The organism is Dyadobacter sp. HNCC25DJ187, from assembly GCF_056895255.1.
This window is the reverse complement of the sequence record NZ_JBXHAT010000002.1, coordinates 13,650-35,656: the sequence shown is the minus strand read 5'-3', so window position 1 is coordinate 35,656 and position 22,007 is coordinate 13,650. Positions and strand designations below refer to the sequence as shown.

Annotated in this window: 22 protein-coding genes and 1 tRNA gene; 3 read left to right on the top strand and 20 right to left on the bottom strand. The window is 45.4% G+C overall.

Annotated features, from left to right (window positions below; translation table 11 throughout):
* Positions 1-11: 11 nt before the first annotated feature.
* The gene (locus tag AC1XUE_RS11185) at positions 12-590 is read right to left on the bottom strand and encodes a porin family protein (protein WP_483356060.1); all 579 of its coding nucleotides are present in this window, start codon (positions 588-590) and stop codon (positions 12-14) included.
* Positions 591-873: 283 nt separating this feature from the next.
* On the opposite strand from AC1XUE_RS11185, the gene AC1XUE_RS11180 reads away from it, so the two are divergent.
* The 3 genes from AC1XUE_RS11180 (at position 874) to AC1XUE_RS11170 (ending at position 3,349) form a co-directional block, all read left to right on the top strand.
* A complete protein-coding gene (locus AC1XUE_RS11180; protein WP_483356059.1) occupies positions 874-1,653 on the top strand; it encodes a sialate O-acetylesterase in 780 nt (259 codons plus the stop codon).
* Between the two features lie 156 nt (positions 1,654-1,809).
* Positions 1,810-1,886, top strand: a tRNA-Asp gene (locus AC1XUE_RS11175).
* A 251-nt stretch (positions 1,887-2,137) separates the two neighbouring features.
* Complete coding sequence (locus AC1XUE_RS11170; RefSeq protein WP_483356058.1) at positions 2,138-3,349, top strand: phage integrase SAM-like domain-containing protein; 1,212 nt, start codon at positions 2,138-2,140, stop codon at positions 3,347-3,349.
* Positions 3,350-3,376: 27 nt separating this feature from the next.
* On the opposite strand, the gene AC1XUE_RS11165 is transcribed toward AC1XUE_RS11170, so the two are convergent.
* The 19 genes from AC1XUE_RS11165 to AC1XUE_RS11075 all read right to left on the bottom strand — a co-directional run bounded on the left by AC1XUE_RS11165 (position 3,377) and on the right by AC1XUE_RS11075 (position 21,959).
* Positions 3,377-3,730, bottom strand: a complete 354-nt coding sequence (locus AC1XUE_RS11165; protein WP_483356057.1) for a hypothetical protein — start codon at positions 3,728-3,730, stop codon at positions 3,377-3,379.
* Positions 3,731-3,748: 18 nt separating this feature from the next.
* Entirely contained in the window at positions 3,749-4,195 is a 447-nt protein-coding gene (locus AC1XUE_RS11160) for a M15 family metallopeptidase (RefSeq protein ID WP_483356056.1), read from the bottom strand.
* Complete coding sequence (locus AC1XUE_RS11155) at positions 4,195-4,662, bottom strand: bacteriophage holin (protein ID WP_483356055.1); 468 nt, start codon at positions 4,660-4,662, stop codon at positions 4,195-4,197. Before AC1XUE_RS11155 ends, AC1XUE_RS11160 begins: the two co-directional genes overlap by 1 nt.
* Entirely contained in the window at positions 4,659-4,880 is a 222-nt protein-coding gene (locus AC1XUE_RS11150; protein ID WP_483356054.1) for a hypothetical protein, read from the bottom strand. The genes AC1XUE_RS11155 and AC1XUE_RS11150 overlap by 4 nt, the downstream gene beginning before the upstream one ends.
* 16 nt (positions 4,881-4,896) lie before the next feature.
* Positions 4,897-5,205 carry a hypothetical protein gene (locus AC1XUE_RS11145; RefSeq protein WP_483356053.1) on the bottom strand — a complete coding sequence of 103 codons (309 nt, stop codon included), beginning with the start codon at positions 5,203-5,205 and terminating at the stop codon, positions 4,897-4,899.
* Positions 5,202-7,559: a hypothetical protein gene (locus tag AC1XUE_RS11140; RefSeq protein WP_483356052.1), complete on the bottom strand. Its 2,358-nt coding sequence runs from the start codon at positions 7,557-7,559 to the stop codon at positions 5,202-5,204. The genes AC1XUE_RS11145 and AC1XUE_RS11140 overlap by 4 nt, the downstream gene beginning before the upstream one ends.
* A gap of 22 nt (positions 7,560-7,581) precedes the next feature.
* The gene (locus AC1XUE_RS11135) at positions 7,582-8,418 is read right to left on the bottom strand and encodes a hypothetical protein (RefSeq protein WP_483356051.1); all 837 of its coding nucleotides are present in this window, start codon (positions 8,416-8,418) and stop codon (positions 7,582-7,584) included.
* Complete coding sequence (locus AC1XUE_RS11130) at positions 8,415-9,395, bottom strand: DUF6712 family protein (RefSeq protein WP_483356050.1); 981 nt, start codon at positions 9,393-9,395, stop codon at positions 8,415-8,417. The genes AC1XUE_RS11135 and AC1XUE_RS11130 overlap by 4 nt, the downstream gene beginning before the upstream one ends.
* Positions 9,376-9,843 carry a hypothetical protein gene (locus AC1XUE_RS11125; RefSeq protein WP_483356049.1) on the bottom strand — a complete coding sequence of 156 codons (468 nt, stop codon included), beginning with the start codon at positions 9,841-9,843 and terminating at the stop codon, positions 9,376-9,378. The genes AC1XUE_RS11130 and AC1XUE_RS11125 overlap by 20 nt, the downstream gene beginning before the upstream one ends.
* A gap of 38 nt (positions 9,844-9,881) precedes the next feature.
* Positions 9,882-10,271: a hypothetical protein gene (locus AC1XUE_RS11120; RefSeq protein WP_483356048.1), complete on the bottom strand. Its 390-nt coding sequence runs from the start codon at positions 10,269-10,271 to the stop codon at positions 9,882-9,884.
* A 73-nt stretch (positions 10,272-10,344) separates the two neighbouring features.
* A complete protein-coding gene (locus AC1XUE_RS11115) occupies positions 10,345-10,506 on the bottom strand; it encodes a hypothetical protein (RefSeq protein ID WP_483356047.1) in 162 nt (53 codons plus the stop codon).
* An 11-nt stretch (positions 10,507-10,517) separates the two neighbouring features.
* Positions 10,518-11,210, bottom strand: coding sequence for a hypothetical protein (locus AC1XUE_RS11110; protein WP_483356046.1), 693 nt, complete (start codon positions 11,208-11,210; stop codon positions 10,518-10,520).
* Between the two features lie 87 nt (positions 11,211-11,297).
* Positions 11,298-12,299 carry a hypothetical protein gene (locus tag AC1XUE_RS11105; protein WP_483356045.1) on the bottom strand — a complete coding sequence of 334 codons (1,002 nt, stop codon included), beginning with the start codon at positions 12,297-12,299 and terminating at the stop codon, positions 11,298-11,300.
* 100 nt (positions 12,300-12,399) lie between these two features.
* On the bottom strand, positions 12,400-12,924 hold the full coding sequence (locus AC1XUE_RS11100; protein ID WP_483356044.1) for a hypothetical protein: 525 nt from the start codon (positions 12,922-12,924) through the stop codon (positions 12,400-12,402).
* A gap of 17 nt (positions 12,925-12,941) precedes the next feature.
* Positions 12,942-13,796, bottom strand: a complete 855-nt coding sequence (locus AC1XUE_RS11095) for a S49 family peptidase (RefSeq protein WP_483356043.1) — start codon at positions 13,794-13,796, stop codon at positions 12,942-12,944.
* A gap of 113 nt (positions 13,797-13,909) precedes the next feature.
* Positions 13,910-16,876 carry an SGNH/GDSL hydrolase family protein gene (locus tag AC1XUE_RS11090; protein WP_483356042.1) on the bottom strand — a complete coding sequence of 989 codons (2,967 nt, stop codon included), beginning with the start codon at positions 16,874-16,876 and terminating at the stop codon, positions 13,910-13,912.
* Positions 16,877-16,885: 9 nt separating this feature from the next.
* On the bottom strand, positions 16,886-17,422 hold the full coding sequence (locus AC1XUE_RS11085) for a hypothetical protein (protein ID WP_483356041.1): 537 nt from the start codon (positions 17,420-17,422) through the stop codon (positions 16,886-16,888).
* A 136-nt stretch (positions 17,423-17,558) separates the two neighbouring features.
* On the bottom strand, positions 17,559-18,098 hold the full coding sequence (locus AC1XUE_RS11080; RefSeq protein ID WP_483356040.1) for a hypothetical protein: 540 nt from the start codon (positions 18,096-18,098) through the stop codon (positions 17,559-17,561).
* A gap of 36 nt (positions 18,099-18,134) precedes the next feature.
* Complete coding sequence (locus AC1XUE_RS11075) at positions 18,135-21,959, bottom strand: hypothetical protein (RefSeq protein WP_483356039.1); 3,825 nt, start codon at positions 21,957-21,959, stop codon at positions 18,135-18,137.
* Positions 21,960-22,007 lie beyond the last annotated feature (48 nt).

Here is a 22,007-nt window from a genome sequence, read left to right as displayed (position 1 = left end):
GTTATATCTGATTATCTGTTTACAGCAGGAATCGCCCAGAAAATACTGGCCTGAATAACGCTGTTTTTAAAGTCTGGGTTGATATTGTTACCCGAGAAGTTACCCACTTTGCTCAAACCTGCAATGTATCTTACGCCGATACCCAATCCGATGTTGGACTGATAACCAATTCCACCTGCCGCTGCAAGATCAAGATTGTTGGCGAAGTTTTCAATGGTTTGATTAGGAATGTTTGTGGATGTTCTAAAACCAACCTGCGGGCCAACTTCCACGTAGAATCCACCTGTTGTTTTTAATTTCAGCATCACAGGTACCGTTACATAGCTCACCTTGAAATTATCCTTGTTACCTGCTCTATCAACCTTCGCACCGATGGTAGAGAAAAGAACCTCCGGTTGAATTGAAAAATGATCGCCGATACCAAAGTTCAGTAAACCCCCAAGGTGATAACCTACTCTTGCATCCGATTCAATATTACCGCCTGTGTAGTTACTGATGTTAAGACCTGCTTTAGGTCCGAAACTGAATGACTGTGCCATAGCGAAAGAGCTGATGGCGGCAAACATGATCGTAATTGCTAATTTTTTCATTTTAGTAAAGTTTAATTTAATAAGTTTAAACCAGGTTGATGAAGCACTTTGCTGCTTGAATATTCCTTGTTCAGCATTTACGTATACAATATCGTACCAGCTTTTTCTATAGCGTATAGTCGTAAAACTGACGATAAAAATAGACCAACTGTGGAATTTGGTCTATACGTGGTGAGGGTAAAATGAGATGGTTGCAGTCTTTGTGACAGGGGTGATTGTGTTATGGTTACTCAATATAATTTTATTTGCTCATAATCAGATTGTTACCTATCTGAAGTATTTTATGAAAATGATCTTTAACATTGTAATAGTCACTTGGCTTAGCGCCTACATCAACGCTACAGCGCAAGTGGTGCCGAAAAACATGGATTTGTATCTGCTGATCGGGCAATCCAATATGGCTGGCAGAGGAAAATTGGATGCGCATGCGGGTGAGAGAAACGAAAAGATATGGGTGATCAATGCCAGTGAAGAGTGGGTAGTAGCTCAGGATCCTTTGCATTATGACAAACCTGCCGCAATAGGAGTAGGTCCGGGCTTATCTTTCGCCCAAGCTATGCTTGCGGCAAATCCCGATCATGCAATAGGCTTAATTCCATGTGCAGTAGGAGGGAGTGGGATTGATGACTGGGTCACTGGTAAAAAGCATAGCCAGACCGGCATCTATGCCTACGATGCGATGATGAAAAGAGTTGGCAGAGCTGTTCAGAATGGCACCATTAGAGGTATATTGTGGCATCAGGGCGAGTCCGATAGTGATTCCATAAAAGTTGCCGTATACAAGGAAAAGCTCACCGCATTCTTTAAATTATTGCGCAAAGAGATTGGAGCTAAGAAGATACCGGTCATCGTTGGAACTTTGGGAGATTTTTATGTTATCAAGAATCCGGTTGCAGCAAAGATCAATCAGATTATTACTTCATATGCCACAGAAACGAAAAATACGGCTCTTGTATCGTCCTCAGGACTAACGGATATTGGTGACGGCACTCATTTTGATGCCAAGTCACAACGAGAGTTAGGCGAACGATACGCAGAGGTATTTTTGAAAATGCATGAATAGCTTTTAGAATGATATAAAAATATTTTTCTTTCGATGTTGTTGAGAATCAGTGCTTGTTAAAAAAAAGTGAATTATTTAGAAATCTTTTGTTTGACAATATTAAAAAATGCTCTAAGTTTGCACCACGTTAAACGATAACGATCGGCAACGAAGTCTGGTTTGGTAGTTCAGTTGGTTAGAATACATGCCTGTCACGCATGGGGTCGCGGGTTCGAGTCCCGTCCAGACCGCCAGATTAACTTAAATAGTCTAGAAAGCCTCCCATCAGGGTGGCTTTTTTTTTGTTCCATACCTTACAGTCAGAATAGTTACGTCTTGGTGGCACATTCGGTGGCACCTTTTTTGCCCCGGTGGCACTACGTAGTTTTACGTGTACTTTCGCGTAACCTTACCTAATTGCTGTTGTTTCTTTAGGTCACATCTTTTCTAGCATCGTCCGAGTGGTTTTAACCCCGCTAATACGATGAACATAAAAACCAACAGAATGGAAATCCTTTTTTGGAGGCATTCAACGCGCTCTCAAAAGAAGCAAGGAAATTGTACTTTGTATCTCCGCATCACCGTAAATGGCGAGCGCGCTGATCTCGGGAGCACCGGAATTAAGGTTTTTTCAGACCACTGGATTGAACAGGCTCAGCGCATCAACGGAAAGGACCCGTATGCAAATTTCAAGAATGAGCAGATTGCTCTGGCCGAAACCAGACTTCTGGCTATCTACAATGAATTACTTCGAAAGAATCAGGGAATTAGTGCTGATCGGATCAAACGATTGTACCAGCGACCCGAGGCTGTTACATACTTGACAGCATTTGAATTGTTCGAAAAGGAGTATAATAAAGATTCTTCTATTGCAAAATCTACGAAGGATAGGCTGAAGACTGTTAAGCAAAGCATAGTCACCTTCCTACTTGAAAAAAAGCTGCAGAACATTCTTATTGAAGAATTTGACACCTCTGTAATGAATGATTACAGGCAGTGGTGCAAGTCTCAGACATTTAAGGAGGGATATTACCTCCGAAACATGCGCGAGATAAAACGCATCACGGAGTTTGCGAAATCAAAGAAGCTGATTGATTTTGACCCGTTGGAAGATTATAAAATAGGACGTGAGAAGATCGCAAAGCCTGTTTATCTAGATTCCGTTCAGTTATCCATCTGGAAAAGCCATAAGTTCCAAAATCCTTCAGCACAACAGGTGGCAGACCTATTTGTGCTCTATGCCCGTACAGGTTTTCATTATCGGGATCTCATGCAGGTTATCAAAAATCCCAAAGATTTCGTAACAACCGGCATAGATGGTAAACAGTGGGTGATGAAGCCGCGGCAAAAAAATGAAATTGAAGCAAAAGTACCTGTTCACGAATTCCCGGAGATCAAGGAAATAGTCGATAAGTATGGTGGATGGGCAAAACTGCCAACTCTGGCAAACTCTACAATAAATGACTGGCTGAAAATTTGCGTTGCTGACTTCAATATGCACGTCGAACCATTCTTCAGGATTTACTCCGGCCTATCCGTCAAGCACGGCCGCAGCAGCTTCTGTGATTTTTGTCTCAATGAACTTGTATTGCCCGAAAAATCCATCCTTACTATGATGGGTAGAGAAAGTGCATCGGAGTTGAAGAGATATGCCAGATCCGATGAGCGTGGTATTGTGAATGGTTTTATAATAAGTAAAGCTGCGTTGGCAAGCTAAATATTAAGACCGGCACAGCAGCCGGTCTTAATATTGTTTTTTGACAATATTAATAGCCCGTTTTCTGTAGAGCGTATTCGTGAAGCATCCTTTTATACTTTCACATGCAACTACGTCCCCATTTTTAACTTGGTAAAACATAAAAGGTTCAGCACTGACTTTAAATGCATTATTGGAGGTCAGAACAATCAACTCCCACTTTTCGGGATCCGTTGTTGTTCTGGATCCTTTCGAGTCGTGGGTAACATGCCGGCTCTCGGCGGTATAGATGCTATCCACAACTTTACCTTGAAACTGAACCGTTTCACCTAATAGGATGTCCCAAGCGAAAAATAAGATAACAGTGATGCAGATCGTACCAGCAATTTCATTCGCACTCATTGTTCTTGTTGATTTCAGTTAAAATCCTTCCCATTGAAAATGCATCCCGTCCACAGAGTTCTTTGACCAGTCCGCTCCGCAGATCCACCCGTTCTGCCTCCAGGCATTCAAAAATGCTTTTGACCACGTAACCTTCCCCCGGAACGGATTCCAGTTCGCATTCAGATCAACAGCTATTCCCCAGGCATGCGTGGATATCCCTGAACTCCCACGCTTTGGACGGATATTGAAACAGCCATCCCATGTCCGAATTTCCGTGTGCAGGTTGTTTGCTATTAGCTCCTTCAGTGTATCCTCCAGAGGTACTATCGCGTAGTAATTAATGTAGATCTTGCGCGGTATTACCTGTATTGCTTCCCAGATTTCCCTGGGAACCTCCCAAAGCACCATCCACTTCTTTTCAAAAGCTAAGCGGTCTTCATAGGGATTGCCAAACGTCTTTATCAGCTGTGCCTGTGTTTTCACTATACCAAATCTTTGAATTCGCCAGATTCATCAAACCTTTTAAGTCTGGAAAGAATGGATTTGGACAATAGGTTTGGTTTGATCTCCCCCACATTTTCCAAAATACTGATCGACTCGCGGACCATGATTGCGCAGTAGAGTACGTCATCCACCCAGTCGAACAAACCAGTCGCCGCACCACCAATAGTGAACCGTATCAGTACGTGACTCATGATCAGCACACAGCCGTACAACAGGATTTTTTCAAATAGCCTGGCATAAGCGCGTGACTCGAGGGTCTTTTTCTTCCAGGCTTTGTAAGTGCCCAGCGCTGTGTCCACGATGATCATAGTCAGCAGGAAAAGCACAAATTGCCAATCGCTGAAAACGTAGGTGTCGGCCACAGCCTTCATTCCGGCAAACGCTGCCGAAACGGTTAAAAAATACTTGTCTGAGATGTTTGCTAACATCGAATTTAAAACTTTCATTGGATTACCTTGATTAATATTCCTCCTACCACTACCGCCCCCACAATCAGGTTATCCCTTCTTCGTTTCCGACGTTCTTCTTTCAATTGTTGAGCAAAGAAAAGTGCCTCCTGCTCATTCTGAAAGGACAATAAACGATTCTGCATCTTCAGCTCCACGTTCTCGGCGACCAGGTGCTCATTCACTTTGATAAGTGTAAAGAACCTGGGCTTGAGCATCTCGAAATTGATGAGGCTATCGAGCAAGCTCTGCTCGTATCTGCTCTCTAAGTCCTGTCCTGTAGCGTGCCCTGAGTGCAGCACGGCCAGTACTGTCAAGACGGCCCACAGAATCACTTTTAGCAGTGAGTTTTGTGAATTTTTCATTGTAGTATAATGCCGAGTCTTGATGCATCTGGCTTTTTTCTTTGCTGATCCGTATACTGTCGCGGATTATTTCCGGATATCCGGGAGTTTGCTTGTGCCGGATATTCCGGACGAAGAACATCGTAGCCGCTATTCCTATAATAAGGGTAATAGCAGCTACTGCAATGGTTCGCTTCATAGCTTCTTTACAACTGTGGTGCGTCCATAAACGCGGCCAATATTGACACCTGCTACCGTAACATTGTCTTCGTACTCCTGAGCAGAAAGAAACCCGTTGTAGTAGACAATGGCGGCACCATTAACTCCTTCTGTTTTTAAGGCTATAGCTTTTTGAAGATCGAATGCATCCTTCATGCAATACAGCCCGTAGTTTACCGGACCGTCTCCATTCAGTTGATAACCTAATTTGCCTGGTATAGGATCGAAATTTCCACGTGAGCTGGTGTACGAAGCGAAGCTTATCTTATCCGCATATCCGTCTAGCTCCCTAGCTTCCGAATATCCAAGAAAGGCCGCGTCGGTTACCGTAGAAGATAGCGTCTGTGCTATTCCGGATCCGTCGCTGATTGGTGCGCCGTTCTGGCCACTACGGTACCATTCTTTCTGTCCGCCGGTCTTGGTCCAATATATAGGCTGATCACCATAATGATTGATCTTTGTAGAGTCAACCCCATAGGTACCCCCGCCCCAAATTGCCAAGCCTTCACCCAGCAGCGTTGACCAGAATCCCAAGGTTCTGTACTCGCCAACAACGGCAGCTGGTGGAACATTGAATTGACTGAGAATCTCACCACCAGGGAATGGAATAATTTCTCCTGTCTTGCTTTCTTCTACTCCCATCGGAACTCCATCGTCGCCAATTACGAGTGTTTGAGTGAGATTGGTGGTAAACACGATGAAGTTAGACTCATGATCAACACCTTCAAATGTTTTCGTGCCTATCTTGATCCGTTCCCTCTTGTATAAAAGCTCGTAGGGAATTTGTCGTAAATCGTTGTACATGTAGTAGCTCGCATTAATATTGCGAACCTCATGCTGCTTTGATTTGTAATAGGAAACAACACCCCATTCATTGCTGTGAGGATTTCGAGCCTGATGTACTTTGCTGGTTAAAGCCAGCTCAATCTCAGATTTCGGAGAACGGATATCCGGTCCGAATAGACTGGTAAAGTCGTCAATGCCATAACTCCCATAAAGACCCGTGTACCGCTTATTAAGCAATGGTTGCTTTTCGCGGAAGAAATCCAGTATGCCTTTGTAGGCAAAATACATCTTGTCGTAAATCTCAGAATCCGTGCCCTGGGCATTCTCTGGATATTCATCTGTGATTATAGATAAAGGTGTAAGCCCGTATTGACCTGCAAATCCTCGAAGTGAGTTTCTAAGCTCGTTTTCTGTAAATTTTGGTAGACCGTCCCAAGGCCACTTGTAACATCTGAAAGTGTTTGGCTGATTGGCATCGGGTCCAAACATCAGTCCTGTATGTACTCCTTTTCGATGGTACATATCTGGAGAATCTCCGGCATTCAGTGTTTCTATTGCGAAAACCTTTTTTCCTAAAATTCTGTCAGGGGCGTGGTAAGGAAACTCAACACGTCGCGAAACCTTCAGCCACTCTGGCAAGCCAGGTGATGCATCTGTTCTTATCGTCAGAGTCACCTCTGATAATGTGGCATTGTATTCGTTCACACCAGTTGACTGCGGATATCCACTTACACCGGCCTTGAATGATGCAATACTTGGAATCTTTGATGAATCAGCCTGAAATTGTCTTAATGTATAGATCCCGTCAGGCAAGTAAATCTTTTGAAACGGACGGTATGCTCCACCGTCCGTAAAAAGCGAATAACCTGACATGTAAAACACATACCTTCCATTTACCCGGCTCGGTGAGTTTGTGCGGTGCTCTATGCCTGATGTATTGTCCGATATCGTACCGTCACTATTAAAGGTGAGCGAAAAACCCGGAGATTTTGTATAGGTATAGGTTCTGCCACCTGCATGGGCTACATAAGCACCGAGTGGACTACCTGTTGATGGCCTTATTAATCCACCACCTGTGTTTATTTCAGGAATGGTAAAGGGCGCACTATCATTTCCTTCACAGCTCACCCCACTGATCAGTAGTTTGTATTTTCCCGCTGGTAATGGTGCATAAGTGACAGCCAATTTGCTACTTTCAGGAGTTATCTCCTGAACACGCAATGGAACACCAGTTTTATCTACAATTACAACCTTAACCAGGAACACACTATCTCCATGAAACTGCAGCAACAGCGAAGTCGGCGTTACGAACGAAATTTCAGTGATCAATGGACCTGCTTTACACTTTGCCAGATCCGGCACCACTGGCTTCGTCGGTGCAACCGGAGTAGTACCTACCTTTTTTAACTCTTCCCGGATTAAATTCTTAACCCAATTCTTGCCTGCCAGGGAGTCTGGAAGGTTGATAGAAATTGTTTGTGCCTGTGCCCCCGGCAAGGCCACGCTCAACTGCCATAGCAGGAGCAGCATACTTAATACTCTTTTCATCCCTTCAATCAATTACACGAGTTTATTTATTGTTTTTCTTATTGGCTTCATTTTGTCTGCGGATCTCATCGTTCTTCAGGTCGATGTAAGAGAGTACATCACTGATCCCCCTTTGCATTACGGCATCATAGTTGCCGAATACTTGCGATTCCGCCACCTTCACGATCTGCCGCTCCCAGTCCTGGACGAATATTCCCTGATGTATCTTGGCTTCGGAATCACCACCACCGGCCATGCCGTAGTTTGCCAATAGCCGATTGCTTGCATTGTTGAACCATTGCGCTATCAGGATCTGCGTGACCAGGTCAACCTTCAGAAAGTGCTTCCAGCGATATTCCACCTTAGCAGCATTGAACACTTCGCGCTGATCGCCTTCTGATCCGGAGCGCATCCGCTGTATTACGTCTCTTTTCGGACGGATAATGCAGGCAGAGAACTTAGCCAGGCTCTCTGCTCCCTGGGCATCACTTCCGGCCGTGTAAAAGCCGATCAAATGTGCTGTAGCCACGACAAACTCAGCGGTACCCAGGTCGTACAGGTTTTCATCAGGTAGCAGGAAGTTTTTCCCACGCATCCTGAGCCAGTCGACCGGCCGCATTTCCGGCCCTTTCCAGATCCAGTCCAGCGTACTGATCAACCGCCAGAGCTCGTCGCGATTTTCTTCACGTTCGAGCTGATCCCACACATGATCCGGAGCAATGAAAAGTTTCGGCAGAAGTTCAAGCTTAGCCTCCATGCTCAGCGGATTCAGGTAGGTTGCCCGCACGATCGCAGTAATGTCACCTCGCTTTCTCAGGTCTGCATAACTGTCCACCAGCAGGCAGTCTGCATCCAGTTCGTCTATTCGTACCTTTTTCACATTCTGAAGTGTTTCTTGTGATCATTGTCTGGCATTTTCCATTGGCTTGCGCCTGGAGCTACATACAGGGCCGAATTGAAGTATTCGGGAAACACGGTCGCTGATGCGCTCTGATTCAGGAAGTGCCTGAGTGATGCCTTTGCTTTGTCCGCACGCTCGGCAAGCAAGCTCATGAGCCATTGCGTCTGAGCGTCAGTAGTCGGAGTTTCGTCTTGCAGGTTGTTCATAATGTTCATCACACGAACGCCCGAAGGGGTAAACTGGACACGTATGAACGGCATCGCTTCCAACAGCGTTGCTGCAGCTACATATTCAGCCGCCATGTCTCGGAGTGCCTGGTAATTCCTATCCAGATTATTTCCTGCACTCAGTTTGTCCGCCAACGAATTATACAAAGCTGCTCCCATCGTTACTTGTGCAGTTGAGCGCTCGACACGTGGCATATAACCGCGTAGGACCATGTACATTCTGTAGCTTTTTGTTACTTCCGGAAGCGATTTATGTAAGGAAGTGGGCGTGGGAACGATGTATACCTGATTGGCTTTATATTGCTCAGAGTTTTTCCATTTTGGGAAAGCATCCACATTCGCCACCAGATACTCCATAAGCCGATCGATGGATGCATCTGCTTTCCGGAGAATATCTTTCTGAATAGCATCCTCTTGGTAGCGGAACAGTCCTTCGGTATCTTTGGGCCGTTGCCGGGACATACCCGTGCTTGCAAACTGGTAAAAATTGTGGTACCAGGCTTCAAGAAATCCATTCCAGATGATGGCCGTTTTCGCCAGCTTTAACAGCTCGCCGGTTTTACCCTCACTTGGCGGCAATAGTTCTGCCAACTGTTCGCCACCGAGCAGATCGGTAATCAGCGTTTCTTCAATCGAAGAAAGGAAAGGCTCCAAAACCTCAAATGTATTTTCCTTTCGAATGGCAATACCAACCACCTTCCTTACATCATCAATTGTTGTTACGAGCATCGTTTGCTAGGGATTGCTGCCGTGCGCGCTCAGCGTCGGCGTTAGATTTTGCTTCTTGATAAAGGGCGACGTACATCGCATGTTTCTGATCAGCGTCCGGATAGCGCTGGTCGTTTAACCGCTTCTTCCAGACAGATACATTCTTTGACAGGTTGCGCAGTGTCGTTCCGAGTTCCAGTCCCGACGTTGGTACCTTGTATTCCTGCTGCTTGAATTCCTTAACTGGCTCATCAGCTGGCAGCATCCGGTTTTCTTGCAGATACTTCCTACGGGTAAGCTCCATGCGGTACAAGTCATCATAGTGCAGTACCTGCTTTACTTGCTCCGGAATGGCAACGTTCTCAGGATAACCGTGCAACCGGTTGGCTCCATCAGCAGCCAGCCGGTTGTAGTTGGCAATATTCTCGCAGATCTGCGCGAACGCAATCTGGTATTGCGCAGCTGACAACGGTACACCTGACGGTACGGTTAGTTCAACAGCAGCGGTTACTGTTCTGGGAGTTGTACCGTCCTTACCGTGTCGATCCGGTCCGGATTCTCTTCCGGGTTTGGCTGTTGAGCTTTCAGCTGTTGAAACAGGTTTACCACTTCTTCGGCTGTCGCTACTTTGAACTGGCTTTCCGGATCCGCTTCGCTTTTTTTTTCATTGTCTGATTCCGTTTTAGCTTTTTCCTTCGATCCTTTCACTTTGGCGACGGTCTTCGAAATCGCATCAACATGAGCGGTCAATTCATCGTCTTCTCCGTCGACTGGTACCGCATCGGCAGATTTGCCGGTGATCTGCTCGAACAGCTCTTTTCCTTTCGCTTCAGAAATGATACCTCTCTCTACTTTTTTAGCGAGGTCGGACAAAGCAATTTTTTTTTTAAGATTCATATTGGATTTGGTAAAAAAATTGATAAAAAAAATAAGAGGCCGGAATTACTCCCGGCCTCTTAGCATAGTTCCGCTACCGGCTTCTTACTTTTTGTACCCAGGTCGGATACTGCTGCAACAGCGCCTGGCCATACTTGTCATCTACGTCAGTAGGATCAGTGCCAATTACTACGCCCACAGCCCCGAACTGGAAATTCACCGACTTTGGAGTTTTAAATCTGAGTTTGAGTTTCATTGCTCCGGGAGTTATTCTCCTCCTACAACGGCAGATGTCATTCCAGGAAGAGCAAGTGTGGATGGATAGAAAGGCGGCTCAGTCATAAAGTTGTCGCTATCGCCAGTCAGGGTGTAACCACGCTTATCTCCACCTTTTTTGCCTGATGCACCTTTTGACTTCAGTACGATCGGTGAAAGCTTCGATCCATATACACGGAGTTTACCATCATTGGTTTCGGTAAAGAAGATGGCTCCCGTGTTTACGTGTTTACGCATTTCTATGCTTTGAACTTGGGTTTGTCCTGCGAGTTCCAATCCCATCATGTGCTTATAAGATTGGTAATAGCGATCTCCCTGATTTTCGAAGTCAGCAAATGCAGAGTTGTCTGCTGGTGTAATAACCGCTATCGACTTGCCGGGTTTAAGTGGAACTGCTGTTGTCACTTCCATTGTCTCGTTGTCAATATCCGGAGTATCTCCAACCGCGATCGGCCAATCAATCACTTCGTCGAGAAGATCTCTGACAGCGATTGCTCCAATTCGACGAACTCCGGCCGGGTTGGCTACCTGCTCGGTAATGTTCCGAAGATTGGAAAATGATGCAAATACCGGTGCCGCCGCAAGTGCGACACCAGCTGCCGTACCAAACCCAAACACTTCACCCACATGAACCGCAGCTACTGCCAAGAGCGCCACAGCCAAAAAATTGAGTACCTTTTTCATTTTTATGTAATAAAGTCGTTTTTGATTTCTTTGAAAAGCACCTCTCATTGATGTGAGAGGTGCTACATGGTTTTATTAAAGATGTTGTTAATCTTCAGCTTCTACAGGACGGGCACCCAAATCGTTGGTAACCATAATGTCGGCACGTACATAGTTTACTGCAAACCAGTAATCTGCAACCATTGCTACTGAACGGTCACGTTTGTTGTAATCCGTATCCAGCTCGGTTGAATCCTGCTTGCGATCGGTCAAGTACACGATGTTGTCATCAGGAGTGATCATCATGAAGTCTGAGCCAGCGAGTGGAAGCACACCTTCAAGTTTGATGTTTTTGGCAAAGAAAAGTACTGGTTGCCCAAACGAGTTGTAGATATTAACCGCGCCATACTTGTTTAGCATTGCAAACTCGTATTCCGCAATACGCTCAGGAGCGCAGTACAGAGTCGATGGAGTATCCGCATAAGCTGGTAGCTTCGTGCGATACTTTTTTGCCATAGCCTTGAACTCTTCGATGATGGTATCTTCATCGATAATGAAATCGGCAGCCGAGTGAACCAATACCAGTTCTTCTGGTAGCTTTTCAGCTACAATGTCAGCCTGAACAAGCGTAACAATCCCGTCACACACATCAACAGGATTTGTCCCCGCGGCATTGTGATCTCCAAGCCATACAGCCTGAATTGTATCTACCCCTGCGGATGTAACCACGTGCTCGTAGATATAATCCGCAAACATGAAATTCTCCGGATCACGTCCATCCGTACCCTGAACTTCCGCAAAGTAGTTGGCTTCAAGCTCAAGACGCTCAGTCTCTGTGATAAGCAAATCAATTTTTGCCGGTCTCACCTGTGCAATACGCGCTTCCACTTCAAGAGCATTGGCCTTAGGATTGAAAGCACCTTTCGCACCAGGCTGCACTACACTTTTCACCGCCAAACTTCCCAACACGACCCTATCAAGAACCCTCAGTTTCCGGAATTTCTTCAGCTTGTCCCATCCACTGGTCAGTTTCTTCACCATAAGGGCGTTACCCTTACTTTTACGATGCTTTAAGGAAGCATCCAACTTGGTTAAATTCACACTTGCCATTCCCCTCGATCTTTAATAATGATTAAAATTTATAAAAAGGGTGGAGCCCCTTCTGTCATTTTCACGCGGCATGCCGCCATGCTCCACACCTAGTTTTTTGCTATTTTTTTGGATTTGCTTCTCTGAAAGAAGCACGCGCTTCGATATCAGCCTGAGTCAGATACTGATCTTGATCCTCCGAGTCTGTCAAATCTTCATCACCCAGCTGGTTTACTGAGTTACGCAGTTTGTTCTTCTGAGCTTCACTCGCCCTAAGTTTGCCTTGGAGGTCATCCACCTTGCTTTGCAGGTCCTTATTGGTTTTCGCAGATGCCTTTAATTCCTTTTTTGAAGTTGCCAAAGATGCCTCCAATGCCGACAGACGAGCTTCAACTGTGGTGTTACCTTTGCCTTTCGGATCACTATTTTTCGGATCCGGCGCTTCTTCACCTTCTTCCTCAGAATCATCTGATTCATCGTCGTCGTCGTCCGATTCATCGTCGTCAGAATCATCTTCCTGTAGTTTCGATGCATCCTGTACGAATGCATCATGCTCTTCAGCAGTCAGTTTCTCGCTGATGGTTTTGTAAGAAGAGCCAAAAGCCTTGCTCAACCACGCTCCAATACCTGTTTTTGGCTTAGACATTATTTTAAAAAATTAAGTTATGCGGCTTTCGCCAGTTCAATTACACGTTTGATTGCACCATTTAATGTGCCTTTTCTGTCAGCAAGTCCGAGCTTCACAGCGTCGCTGGCGTTGTACATTTTGCCCGTGAACACTTCCTGAGATTTGATTTTACCGGCACGGCCACGCTTTACTGCTCCGGCAAATTCACGCTGGCACGCATCAAGCATAGCCTGCAAACTTGCACGAGCTGCGGGAGTGAGTTCCTCTATCCAGTTCACTCTTGCCTTGTCCTCACTCCCCGTAGCGCGCATTATCTCCATATCAATACCCTCTTTTTCAAGGTACTTTTTGTAGTTTTCATAAATAAGCAATGTTCCTATGCTGCCCATTGAGCTGGCAGCCTGATCATCAATCCAAACTTCATCAGCCTGGCTACCCACATAATAGCAAGCAGATCCGCAATAACTGGCGTGAGTAATGATGGTCTTGGATTTCTTGAAGTTGGCAACTGCTTCGGCAAACTCCGGAGTGCTGTCGGCTGTACCGCCACCTGAATTGGCTTTCAACACAGCGCCTATGAAGTCTTTATCCTGAGCAGCAGCATTCAACTGATTGATCAGAAATTGATTGCCGTAGCTCGACCAGGACCCGCTACGGCTCATTTCACCCTCTATCGGCAATACCAGCACACGCTTATCAGTTGAATAAAGCTCTGTGAAATATTCATTGTAAGCCTTATTGAAGCCGGAAGCCTTTATACGTGACTGGATGTGCCTTTCTGTAAATGCCTGTATATTTCCAGTTGGAGACTGCGGATTCCGTTGACGGAACTGCGCAGCCGGAACTTGACTTTCACATATTTGCCAGATGAATTGATGTAAATGATTCATTGTAACCTTGCGTGGTTCTTTTATTAAGTGGATGCAAGATTATTGGAAGTTGAAACCAGAGAAAAGGACAAGAAAAGACCTCTGTCGTTTATATTACAGAGGTCTAGTTTTTTCTATTGATGCGCAGCCAACGATGAAAAAATAATGTCCGCTATCTGCATGTAACCCTGAGTTTGTGGGTGAGTGGCTTCTGAAGGCAATAGTTCTGTCTGTGTCGCCCTGGGATTTACAGGAGTGACTACTTGCCCGAAGTTGAAAGCAGAGTCATGGCAATCGGCAACAGGAACGATGTATAGATTGGTATATGCAGCCAAAGCGGCATTCAGTGCAACCTTGAGGTTGAACACTTTCCTGTCTTCTTCCAGTTTCCAAGAAGAATTTGCAACATATCCGTCTGATCCAGTTTGCACGCCCAAGCCATTTTGATCGCCACGGTACAACGTATTGATGACATAAATCTGGATGTTAGGATCTGATGCCCGGATAGCATCAATCAACGCTTTAATGGCATTAACAGCGACAGTTGGATTTAGGGAAATTCCATTTGTTCCCAGCCAAATTATGATCTTATCAGGATTCTGATTGTAATTTGACTTATAGTAAGCAAAGTCAATCAAAGATGTGTTCGGATTCCAAAACGGATTCAGATTTTGTGGCCTACCATCATTTCCGATTATTCCCCCGTTATCAAAGGTGTAGCTATTGTTGCCAGTATAGTAAAGAGGTGATGCACCTGAGCGTCCCTCATGTTTCCCGTTCCCTCTGGTACCAACGAATGATATTTTGTTGCCGGATAGAGCTATTATCTCGTTGTACCACGGCTTATTATTGCACAGAGAGTCTCCAATTGGAGCTGTTGTGAAGTTGTTGGCAATCACATTGGATACAACCCTAACCATTGTGGTAGCAGTAGCGACCAGGTTCATTTTGTTGTCAAAGACTTTCAATGTCAGTTCCTGATTGATAGGCGCTGTACCGGTTAGGCTCCACTTTCTTTTCATGCTCTTGCCAATACCACTCCATAAAAAGTGGTAATCGTTAATATTACCACACCATGCAATCTGAGCGTTATAAATTTCAATGGTTCTGCCTAACGCTACACAGTATTCAGGAGCCAGATTTATTAGGATAGGATTGGTCAAAGACTGATCTACAGATACGTTTTTTGCTAAAACCTTCTTCCCGTTAATCCTATCCAAATAGTACAGGAATTCTTCGAAACCTGTAGGGAATGCTGATATTTCAACCAAAAGGGTATCCCAAACTACACTTGCCGTATCTTTGGATATCCTCACAAAAGCAGCACCTGCCGGAGCCACATAAGTGACATTACCATTCTGATTTCCTGCAATCCAAACCTTCGATGAATTATACCAGCTAACCCTGTTGCTAGTAGTAGAACCGGCAGAAACAGATACATTTTGCCCCTCAGATACAGCCATGAAATGAGATGTCTTCCAGGATGCCGATGCTACGACCAAGCCGGTTGTGCTGATATAAAATCCATTTAAATTTTCTGGATGATCTACATCAAACAAGTTTTTGCCGGGCGTGTAACTTAGGTTCTTATATCCGAGAACATAATTATCCCTTATCGCATTAGCAATTGTCGCTACATCTGCCGTTAAAGATGTTTCAGCTCTTTTGGCAGATACTTCAATACCGGCCAATGTGTCAATTATATATTTAAATTTCTCCCAATCCTGCGCTAAAGATCCTTTTGTGATTATAAATGTAGCCCAGGATGCAATTTGAACTGAGCACCTGACAAAGTATGCACCAGCAGGAGCGATCTGGGTCTTGTTCAAGTCGCTGGCAGGAGAACCGGAAATGTAAACTCTATTTTGATCGTAAAAAGCTATCTGGTGCTTATAAGACATTGTAACCGGTTGGCCAGCTTCTACTGGTGTAAACCCAGTAGAATTATAGGAAGAGTTTACAAGCGTTGCGCCTGTTTCGCTGTTTATATATGACCCAATAGTAACATCAGGTGCATTTATATTGAATAGATTCTTGCCCGTAGCGTAACTTAGGTTTTTTGCAGACAATAAAAAGTCAGTATTTAACGTCACTGCTAGATCTGACATTACCGCATGTAATGCCTTTGCAGCGAGCAATTCGACCCCTGATGATTTTGATTGAACAAGCTTATAAGCCTCAAAGACAGCCGATGGCCTGGGAGAAAGTTCCACCATTAAATTAGCCCAACTTCCAGCTGTAATATTTAATGACAACCTAAAAAAGTGAGCGTTGGCAGGTGGAGTTTGGGTAATAGCTCCAGAGCTTGCACCAGAAATAAACTCTTTACCTAAGTTATACCAGCATACGCGACCTCCGTTTGTTATTCCATTCCATACTGCAAGAGGAATGCCTGAACTTACCGGAATAAAATGAGTCGTATTGAATGAAGGATCGCTGACAATCGCACCTGTAGCGACATTAACCGAGAATCCTGTCAAATTGCCCGTATCGAGTATATTGAATAAGTTTCGTTTCGGCTTGAACATGTCTGTTTTTTCGGCCGTAACGGAATTGTCGTCAATAGACATTGGGTTAGGGCTAAAGTTCCATGCTGTCCCATTCCAAGTATATTCTTCTCCTCCCTTTAAAGTCCTACTTGTCCCGTCCAGGTTGCTGACACCACCAATAGAGACTTTCCAGAACTTACCTTTGTCCGAAGTATTATTCAGCGCGAGGCCAGACAAATTGGGCGTGTTCGCAGCGACATTCCAGCTCCCCTGGTATAATCTAGCTTGTACTGCAACCTGGTTTACCTGGTCTCTAATCAAACCGGTGGCAATCCGTATTTGCTCGGTGAGATCCTTTTGTTGAATAGCAGATGCTAGAATTCCCGCAGTATCCTGTTTAACTTGGTTGGTGTCGGATAATATCTGCCCTGCCTCTGTCTTAATTTCAGATATCTCTTGGATTTTTTGTTCAATAAATTCGCTTGAATTCGTCTCAAACACAAACTCAGCCATTTTAGCCAATCCATCCCTAAAATTTACTTCCGCGATCGCTCGTGCCCTGTTATCCGGAAAGGTGTCTTCAATCCATTGCTTAAATTGTTCAAGCTCCATTTTTCTTAATTATGAGTTAAATCCTGTTGAAAATCCGTAAGAGAAGCCGCCTTCCGGAAACAGAACTTTGTCGTCGTAGGCTGGTAATATTTTAAATGGTTGCAGCTGATCAGCTGATAGTGTGAAGCTCATGGGGTTGGCGTCTTTCGGTCCAGCACCTGTCGATCCCTGGAAGTCCAGAGCCAGGCCAAGGTGAGATCCACCGAGCAGACGTGTGTTATGGTTGTAGTCTTCAGCGATTACTATCCAGCGTTTCTGATAGTGCTCGTCAATCCACATCCATATCTCGTCGGAAAAGTGCGGCAGGGAAAAGGAGACTGTCTGACGATAGAAGGATGAGCCACCAGCTGTTTTCACTGCTTGGATTACCAGCTGGCAACTGAGATCAGCCGGAAAGATGAATTCATATAAAACCAAGTCGCCCAAAGGCACGATGCCTCCAGGTATCACATTCACTGACTTTTCATCAACGATTTTAAGTCTGCGGATCCCAGACCTGTTGAGCATTCTTGGTGTCCATGGTCTGGCCAAATAAACTGTTTCCATGCTACGAAACTACCGGCAGAAAACGGCTTTCTAAAGGACAGAAAAGCAGGGTCTTTGAAAATAAAAAACCGCCAAATCTTAACGAAATGGCGGTTTTTGCGTCCGACAAAAAGGTTGTAGCCCTGACAGATCAGTTTTAAACCCGACAAAAAGGTTGTAGCCCTGACAAAAGTGGCTGCGAAAGTTGTCGATTTTGTTTATTTTTTTTCTGAATTGACTCAAGATAATCACGGTAGATCTTTTTTGCCGTGTCAAACTCGATGTCTTTCTCTGCAGCATCATCAGTGATGATGTTACGGCGCTGTAAGAAACTTCTGATAATCCAGCTGTAATCTTCGTACGGATGAACGTAGTGGATCGCTGCTACTTCTTTGACCAGAGCACCTCTGAAATGCTCGATCAGGAACGCCTCAAGATGCCGGTACTTTTCAAGTGGAACATCGAAGCTTTTTTTCTTTGAGTTGTAACGAAGGGTAAGGTAGTCATGCCCTTTTGGAAGTGCCCTGTTTTCGGTCAGCTGAGTATAGCTGATCGTTATGCTTGTCGCAAAAATCATCTCGCCAAGCTCACTTCTTTTTGGAACAAAAATAGCATCTGACTCTAACTTGTAACCTTCTTCTGATAGAATGAATTTTTTCACGTGACGTGGCACGATCAGGGAAATTGTTTTGTGCATTTTGCAGGGATGTTGATAGTTCAAAGATAATTATTTTTATGCTGCTAATGCGCTTATACGGCCCATTATGGCATGTAATATTCCATTTGCATTACTTTCTCTCACAGCGTTTTCAACACCGCGGGTAGCACCCACATTTTCTGACACAGCACTGTGCACACCGTCGATGCTTCCGCGCAGGCTTTTTACCTCCGTTCCCATAGCTGAGAGGGCATCTACGATGTTATCCGTTCCGTCGACAATGTCCTGTAACAGTTTTAGTTGCGCCTCACCTTGTTTCTGTGATGCCTCGTAAGCAGCCTGTCCTTCAGCGCTTGATATATCTGGGTTACTGCCGTCAATACCATTGAAGCCGCTGGTATCAGCTCCGATGTCCATTTCAGCCATCGCAGCATCCGCTTCAGCCTGTGCGGCAGCAGCTTCGGCTTCAGCAGCTTTTGCTGCAGCTTCGGCTTTCTTTTTCTTCGAACCAAACAGGTACATATCCTTTTGCCAGTAAGGCGATTCGAACAGTGTACCCCCATCCCTAAACGCTTTAAGTCCCGGTTCGGCGGCAATGGCTTTCTTACGCATACCAGGGCTACGCGCATTGCGGAACATTTCGTTGATCAGAGGCATGTTCGCTTCTGTCTGATCCGCAGAGATGATAGCCTCTCCACCTTCCATCTCGCCAACTTCCCTTCCGCTTGAACGGTCAATGAGGGCTATGCCACCAGTGCCGTATGAGCTGCCATGCTTGCTGCCCTGGATGACTGCACCCTGAGCAGCAAACGTTGGCTCTGGCTGGTTTTTGATTTTCGCAATCTGGACGCCGGTTACCACCGCAGCCGTTGCTGCCAAAATGATGTTTAACGGGAAAAAGTTGGCAAGCGCCTTTAATACCGCCAATGCTCCCGTTATTAACGCCGATGCGATATCAGCTTTCTTCTGAGCACGGAACGCTTTCTGCTTTTCGGCCATTTCCGTTGCCCTGGCTCGGCGGTTCTCAGCTGCTATGGTTTCTTCCAATTCAATTTTGAAGTCGGCCTTTTTCTCAGCTTCATCCGTAGCCATGTCGATCTGCTTTTCAGATGCCCGTTTAGCTTCTGCAAGAGCATCCGCACTGATATCGGAGGTGAAAATATTCAGCTCATCGATGTTCGTTTTCTTAGCCTGCATTTCTTCTTCTGCAAGCCGGATCTTCTCAGCCGATTCCTGTTTTGCCATTTCAATCTTGGCCTCAATCGCACGCTTCTCGTCGTCAGTCTTGGCCATGTTGGCAAGACGCTGCAGATCCTGAATTTTCTGCTCTTCAGCTGCCTTCATCTGTTGTAGCTGGTCTGAATAGTATTTCTTCAGCGCATCACGTTTCTGCTCCTCGGTACTGGTTTCAGAGGTAAGGATCCGTTGCAATTCAGCCAGGCGATCAGTTTCAGCGGATTTTAGTGCGGTTACATAGTCAGACGAGCTCTTAATCAATGACTCGGTAACTGCCAGCTCGTTGTTGAGAATAGCAACCTTTTCATCACGCTCACGGTTTGATTCAGCAATTGCCTTCTCAGCTTTTTTCTGAGCGAGATTGTTCAGGAAGTTGACAGCTGCCTGTGCTGCCTGAGCGCCTTGCTCATAATTGGCCATATCCGCAGACAAACGTTCCTGCCAAGCCGTTTTATGGCGTTGCACGATCTGAGACATACCGCTGGCAAAACCAGCAATATCACCTTTCAGTAGGGCAGAGAAAGAATCAGAATAAGCCTTCAGATTCTCCTGCTTCTTTTGTCTCAGTTCATCACTGATTTTTTTCTTCTCAGCAGTGGCAGCTGTGTCAGCAGTGATTGATTCCTGATGGAAACGCTTTTCTAAAGCAAGAATAGCAGCTTCACGCTGGTCCGTATCGGCAATTTCGACGGTGGCTTTCTGTTTTTCGGCTTCTAATTCCTGAGCAAGCTTCTGCTGTTGGTAACGGAGTTCCAGATCCACGCGCTCTTTGGCGATGGCGGCCAGCTTCGTAGCGTTGTTACGGGCTTGCAGCTCTTTAAAATCCAGAAGGCTTATTTCGGCCTGACGTGTGGTTTCCGTAATGAAGCGTGTCGCTTCAATCCGCTTTGCCGCCGTTTCCTGCTCTGTTTTCTGCACTTTTAAGGCATGTTCAGCCTTGAGCCGCTCCACTTCTGCATCTGCGTTACGGTTGATCGCTACACGCGCAGTTTCTTTGGTTTGCTCATCAACCAGAGAATCATTGATATCCTGGAGTCGCTTTCTTCGCTTCTCTTCGACACGTGATGTGTCAGCAGCATGGGCATTTTTCGAGACTGTGCCTTCATGTTCATTTTCCAGCTGAGCAATCAAATCAAGTGCTTTCTGACGATCGGCAGCGACCTGTTTGTCGTACTTTTCTTCAGCATCTTTGTAGCCTTTAAGCTCTTTCTCCTTTTCCTTGACACGTTTATCAGCTTCTTTTTTCTGAGCATCAGTCAGCTCTTTTTGATGCGCTTCACCTTGTTTTTTGCCGGCAAACTTGGCAGCTTCCACTGCATCCGGACTTTTCCAGACGTTGACTATTTCTTTTCCTGCCTGAACACCGTTTGAAATAATTGCTGTAAGAGCCTTCTTTCCGAGAGTTTCTGCATCAGACATTGCTTTTTTTGCTCCTTCGAAATTCCCATCCAATGCAAATTTGGCGGCTTCACCAAGCTTCCAAACGGCCTGCATGGCAAATGAGAATGTATCGACAATTCCCATTACCAAGCCTTTCATCATTAGAAGAACTGAGCCGATGGCATTTCCAAGAAAACCTAGTACGGGAATGCTCTTCTCTATCAGAGTAAGTATAGCAATGAAGACCGGTCGCAAACCATTACCAAGTTCGACCATCAACTCATCGAATGCATCGCCCAGATTAGATGTTTTCCCTCCAAGGGTCTCCATCATCTTGGCATTCTGGCCAGCTACACCTTCCATTTCCCCGAACGCCATAATTGCGGCTGTCAACGCTTCCGGAGTATTGGCAACAGTTTGTTGCATTCCCTTAAATGAGAATGTGGTTTGATCGCCTGATTTTTTAGCAGAAATACCGAACTCCTTTAAACGCTCATTCTCTCCGGACATCGCATCCAAAGCAGCTTCGGTGAGCTGGTCGAATGATTTTCCCTGGGATGCAGCAAGGTCGGCCATCGCGGTCATTTCCTTTTGGGAAGGACGCAGACCACGGTTTACCATTTTAACGTAACCCTCAGTCAGCTCATCAACTCCGAACGATGTTTCAGCAGCCATTTTTTTGATGGCGGCCATACTTTGAGAAGCCTCCTTTTGGCTACCTAACGCTGTTACAAGAACCTTGTCGTACTTCTCAAACTTGGCGGTAATGTCGAAAACCGACTTACCCATGTCCCAGAGCCATTGAACAGCCTGTAGCGCAATAAATGCACTGAAGGCACCTTTAACAGTGTTAACCCCGCTGACCATCTTACTCCAGATGCCCTGTTTCTGCGGAGCATCAAGTGCATTGCCCAAGCCGTTCATCTCATTTTTTACCTCGGTCGCCCTTGCCTTAACCTCCGTAAGTCGCTTTGAAGCATTAATGAAGTCTACGGTTCCGGGAGTCATCTTGGAAATCTCCCGTGTCAACTTGTTAGCTTCGGTCTGAAGCTGTTTATAGGAAAGGCCAGCAAGGCCAATTTCGGCCCTGAGTTTTGATTGAGCAGCTGCGTTTTGGTTGATTTGCTTATTTAGCTCTGCCCACTCCGCTGAACCTTTTGGAACCTCTTTAATCGCTTTTTCCAGTCCCTTTGCTTCCCGCTCAAGGAGCATGAGCTCATTCCGGGCTTTGTCACCCTCAATTTTCAGCGTAATGCTGACGGTTTCGTTTTGATTTAATGCCATTCTCTCGCCTCGATCAGTTCTATCAGACTGCAAAGAAATGGGCTTTAA

Excerpts from the sequence above, each read along its gene's own strand:
- AC1XUE_RS11185 (WP_483356060.1), bottom strand. The coding sequence starts at position 590 with ATGAAAAAATTAGCAATTACGATCATGTTTGCCGCCATCAGCTCTTTC.
- AC1XUE_RS11180 (WP_483356059.1), top strand. The coding sequence starts at position 874 with ATGAAAATGATCTTTAACATTGTAATAGTCACTTGGCTTAGCGCCTAC.
- AC1XUE_RS11170 (WP_483356058.1), top strand. The coding sequence starts at position 2,138 with ATGGAAATCCTTTTTTGGAGGCATTCAACGCGCTCTCAAAAGAAGCAA.
- AC1XUE_RS11165 (WP_483356057.1), bottom strand. The coding sequence starts at position 3,730 with ATGAGTGCGAATGAAATTGCTGGTACGATCTGCATCACTGTTATCTTA.
- AC1XUE_RS11155 (WP_483356055.1), bottom strand. The coding sequence starts at position 4,662 with ATGAAAGTTTTAAATTCGATGTTAGCAAACATCTCAGACAAGTATTTT.
- AC1XUE_RS11150 (WP_483356054.1), bottom strand. The coding sequence starts at position 4,880 with ATGCTCAAGCCCAGGTTCTTTACACTTATCAAAGTGAATGAGCACCTG.
- AC1XUE_RS11145 (WP_483356053.1), bottom strand. The coding sequence starts at position 5,205 with ATGAAGCGAACCATTGCAGTAGCTGCTATTACCCTTATTATAGGAATA.
- AC1XUE_RS11140 (WP_483356052.1), bottom strand. The coding sequence starts at position 7,559 with ATGAAAAGAGTATTAAGTATGCTGCTCCTGCTATGGCAGTTGAGCGTG.
- AC1XUE_RS11130 (WP_483356050.1), bottom strand. The coding sequence starts at position 9,395 with ATGCTCGTAACAACAATTGATGATGTAAGGAAGGTGGTTGGTATTGCC.
- AC1XUE_RS11120 (WP_483356048.1), bottom strand. The coding sequence starts at position 10,271 with ATGAATCTTAAAAAAAAAATTGCTTTGTCCGACCTCGCTAAAAAAGTA.
- AC1XUE_RS11115 (WP_483356047.1), bottom strand. The coding sequence starts at position 10,506 with ATGAAACTCAAACTCAGATTTAAAACTCCAAAGTCGGTGAATTTCCAG.
- AC1XUE_RS11110 (WP_483356046.1), bottom strand. The coding sequence starts at position 11,210 with ATGAAAAAGGTACTCAATTTTTTGGCTGTGGCGCTCTTGGCAGTAGCT.
- AC1XUE_RS11105 (WP_483356045.1), bottom strand. The coding sequence starts at position 12,299 with ATGGCAAGTGTGAATTTAACCAAGTTGGATGCTTCCTTAAAGCATCGT.
- AC1XUE_RS11100 (WP_483356044.1), bottom strand. The coding sequence starts at position 12,924 with ATGTCTAAGCCAAAAACAGGTATTGGAGCGTGGTTGAGCAAGGCTTTT.
- AC1XUE_RS11095 (WP_483356043.1), bottom strand. The coding sequence starts at position 13,796 with ATGAATCATTTACATCAATTCATCTGGCAAATATGTGAAAGTCAAGTT.
- AC1XUE_RS11090 (WP_483356042.1), bottom strand. The coding sequence starts at position 16,876 with ATGGAGCTTGAACAATTTAAGCAATGGATTGAAGACACCTTTCCGGAT.
- AC1XUE_RS11085 (WP_483356041.1), bottom strand. The coding sequence starts at position 17,422 with ATGGAAACAGTTTATTTGGCCAGACCATGGACACCAAGAATGCTCAAC.
- AC1XUE_RS11080 (WP_483356040.1), bottom strand. The coding sequence starts at position 18,098 with ATGCACAAAACAATTTCCCTGATCGTGCCACGTCACGTGAAAAAATTC.
- AC1XUE_RS11075 (WP_483356039.1), bottom strand. The coding sequence starts at position 21,959 with ATGGCATTAAATCAAAACGAAACCGTCAGCATTACGCTGAAAATTGAG.